Origin of the sequence: Desulfovibrio sp. 1188_IL3213, from assembly GCF_036763145.1 — a bacterium.
Lineage (GTDB): Bacteria > Desulfobacterota > Desulfovibrionia > Desulfovibrionales > Desulfovibrionaceae > Desulfovibrio.
On the sequence record NZ_JBAIYR010000446.1, the window covers coordinates 1 to 1,728 of the forward strand.

General features: G+C 57.1%; 1 protein-coding gene and 1 pseudogene. Both read right to left on the reverse strand.

What is annotated here, in order from left to right; all coding sequences use genetic code 11:
* The coding region (locus V6C16_RS12445) for an NAD(P)/FAD-dependent oxidoreductase (protein WP_333543354.1) at nucleotides 1-1,045 on the reverse strand (1,045 nt) is incomplete at its 3' end.
* A 427-nt stretch (nucleotides 1,046-1,472) separates the two neighbouring features.
* A pseudogene (locus V6C16_RS12450) lies at nucleotides 1,473-1,728 on the reverse strand (hypothetical protein); the annotation flags it as partial.

Sequence of the window (1,728 nt, forward strand, 5' to 3'; positions counted from 1 at the left end):
AGAAGGAGAGGTCAAAGAGTTTGACGGCCCAGGAACCCACATAGCCCGGGAACACGGCTTCGCCGCCCGCGAGGTTTGTGCCGATGACGCGCCCCTGGCGGTTTGCCATGCTGCCCAGCGGCAGATAGCCCGGCTTGCCGGTAATGATGTTCTTGATGGAAACGCAGTCGCCGCCCGCATAGATGGCGGGATCAGAAGTGCGCATGTGCCGGTCCACCATGATGGCGCCGAAGGGGGCCACTTCAAGCCCGGCATCCTTGGCAAGCTGCCCGTTGGGGATAAAGCCGGCAGCAAAGATAACCAGTTGGGCTTCCAGTTCACGCTTGTCGGTGACGACCTTGCAGACCTTGCCGTCCTTGCCTTCAAGGCGCACGACCTTTTCCCCGGTGTACACATCCACATTGTGGGTCACGCAGTCATGGGCGGCCATGCGCGCCACGGAGTGCGAAAGCACGCCGGGCAGTATCTGGTCCACCATTTCCACCACGCTGCACTTGACGCCCCACATGTCGGCCAGGGCCACGGCGGCCTCAAGGCCGATAAAACCGCCGCCCACAATGACGGCCTCGGTGATCTTGCCTTCCTGGCAGGCCGTGCGGATGGCCCCTGCGGCTTCAAGCCGGGTAAGGGAAAGCACATTTTCAAGGTCTTTGCCTTCCACGGGAGGCACGCGCGGGGTGGCCCCTGTGGCGAGCACCAGTTTGTCGTAAGGCAGTTTTTCTTCCTGCCCGGTGACCACGTTTTTGACCGTAAGGGTTTTAGCCGCGCGGTCAATGGCCGTAGCGCGTGTCTGGGTGCGTACGGTAACGCCCTTCATGTCGCGGAAAAAATCGGCATCGCGCACCGTGTGGTAAGGGGTGGCGCGCAGGTCGTCCAGGTTCTGTATTTCACCGGACACATAAAAAGGTATGCCGCAGCCGCCATAGGAAATGAAAATATTTTCATCCACCAGGGTGATTTCCGCATCAGGCATGAGACGCTTGCAACGGGCCGCGGCCTTGGGGCCAAGGGCTACGCCGCCCACTACCAGAATTTTTTCGGGCATTTCTGCGCTCCTTACTTGTGAGTATTATGAGCAAATGAGCATTATTAACGTATGGTAAGCATGCACCGCAACAAAAACAGGGGCTGCCGCCCATATTTTTACGCGCTTTTTGTGCGGTCGTGGCGGACTTTTAGAGCATTTTCGCCTTGCGAATATCCACTCTCGATGCCTCCAGGACGCCTGCTTCAGCGCATAACAGCGCAACTAGAGCAGGTTAACTTTGAAATGCTTCACATTTTAAAGTTTTCATTCAGCCGAAAAATGCGATTTTCGGCTGAATCCACGCCACATTGTGGCGCGCTGCACTTTCGTGCAGCGTTAGAGCATTTACATTTTTTCAAAGTTAAAATGCTCTAAATAGCGCTTACGCCTCTGCGGCGGGCGTCTGCTCACGCATCCGCCAGAGCAATTTCAAAGTGAAATTGTTCTAAGCCGTGCCGGACAGAATGGCGCAGGCTGTTCCAACGCTTTTTACCGGAAAACGGGCGGCTCCCGCAAAAGCCCCATGCCCGCCATGACGCAGGCTTTTGCGCAAGCCTGCAAGCGTGACGGCGGCCACGGCATTGTCATACCAGGTATAAGGCTTTTCGGGGGCCACAAAAGGAACAAGGTTGCGTCCCTTCATGGCTGGCAGAGCCCGCGCGCGCTCCTGAAGAATCGCAGGATCTGTTTCCCTGGTGGAA